The 1,614-nt window shown below is 57.2% G+C and carries 2 protein-coding genes and 1 rRNA gene; 2 read left to right on the plus strand and 1 reads right to left on the minus strand.

The annotated features are described in order from the left end of the window. Positions 1-162: 162 nt before the first annotated feature. Positions 163-280 (plus strand): 5S ribosomal RNA (rrf, locus tag HMPREF2875_RS05190). A gap of 402 nt (positions 281-682) precedes the next feature. On the opposite strand, the gene HMPREF2875_RS05195 is transcribed toward rrf, so the two are convergent. Continuing rightward, on the minus strand, positions 683-1,324 hold the full coding sequence (locus HMPREF2875_RS05195; protein ID WP_168165567.1) for an alpha/beta hydrolase: 642 nt from the start codon (positions 1,322-1,324) through the stop codon (positions 683-685). Between the two features lie 46 nt (positions 1,325-1,370). Here HMPREF2875_RS05195 and HMPREF2875_RS05200 point away from each other — a divergent pair. Next, positions 1,371-1,614: IS3 family transposase (locus tag HMPREF2875_RS05200; protein WP_070670957.1), on the plus strand; the 244-nt coding region annotated here is incomplete at its 3' end.

Here is a 1,614-nt window from a genome sequence, read left to right on the forward strand (position 1 = left end):
GTACTAATAGACCAAAACAAACACACCAAACCCACACAGAAGGGTTTGGAGAAACAACACAAACAAAAATTAAGCAACAAAAGTTGTCACTGTCGCTCGCGTCCACTACACAGTATCTGACACAACACACACGACCAGGCACACACAATGCCTCGTGTGTTTGTCGGTGGCCTATAGCAGCAGGGAAACGCCCGGACCCATTCCGAACCCGGAAGCTAAGCCTGCTAACGCTGATGGTACTGCAACCGGGAGGTTGTGGGAGAGTAAGAAACCGCCGACACCAAACAACAACAAACAACTCAATACAACCTAAGAAGGGAAGGGATCCTAGACAACACAACGTCCAGGACCCCTTCCCTTTCGCTTTATCAACGTCTGGACACATGCTGATTGCCCTATTAACCAAAGGCGGGACGTTGGCAGTCCGGGCGCATTCCCGGGAGAATCTCTAGAGCTCGGCAAATAGATACCCGCCAACCCAAGAGCTTTGGGCTGGCAGGCTTTTTATATTGAGCCGAAAGCTGGCGAAAGAGCTTTAGCCCTTAACCCTTCTTGCATCCGCAGGTGTCATGCCAACCGTACTGAGGAATACCGAGGAAGGGCCTGATCCCGGCCGAGCTCCCTGCCCAATGAGGTTTCCTGCCTTGTCAGGACATCTTGCCCGGTGATGCTTCGGACCAGGTTAGACGTCCTGCAGGGTGCTGGCGACCTTACTCAACACCTCGGCGAACCTGTCGGGGCATGACACCATGGGCCAATGCCCGCTGTCGAGGTCGGTCAGCTCGACCCGCTGAGCAGCCGCAAGCTCGGGAGCTTCCCCGCCCTCGATCGCATCGCGGGCATCCTGGGGAGAGAACTCCGGACAGATCACCGTCACCGGGAGTCCAAAGCGCTCCTCATGGTCCAACGAGACCGTGGCTCGGCTCACGCCTTGAGGCACACCCACCATGCGCTGCTCGGTCACGCGCTTCTGCTGTGCCGACAGGTCCGCTGAATCAGGCCCCTCAAACTTCTCCCAGCCCGGGAACCGCATCCACCCGTCTTCGGGCTCAAAGAAATCGGCGTACGTCGCTCCATCAGCCTCGGGGAATCCCCCCACGAACACCACCCCAGCCACCTGATCAGCCACCCGATCAGCCGCCATCCACGCCAGCGTTGCGGCCGCCGAATGCCCCACCACCAATGGGCGATCCACACTCGTGACCGCCGACGTCACCGCCTCCAGTTGGTCCTCCAACGTCGCTGCAGCATCATCATCACCTTGACCAGGAAGGGACACCGCAATGCCTCGATGTCCTGGACCTGACCCCTGTTTGGTAGACACCTGATATCCAGCCCGGTTGGGTTGGGAAGAAAGGTAATCTACCACCATGCCTAGGTACTCCGAACAGTTCAAACGTGATGCTGTGGCCCTCTACGAAAACAATGAGGACCTCTCACTTCACGCGGCTTCAGCAGAGCTTGGAGTCAATCGATCCTCACTTTATTCCTGGCTTAAGCAGTACGGCACCGGTAAACGCGCTCGCACGAAGACCCTGCGTGACAAGGCTCAGGCGACCACTGATTCTGAGCGGATCCGTCAGCTAGAAAAAGAAGTCTCTAAGCTGCGCGAAG

The organism is Corynebacterium sp. HMSC078H07, from assembly GCF_001812805.1.
Classification (GTDB): Bacteria; Actinomycetota; Actinomycetes; order Mycobacteriales; family Mycobacteriaceae; genus Corynebacterium.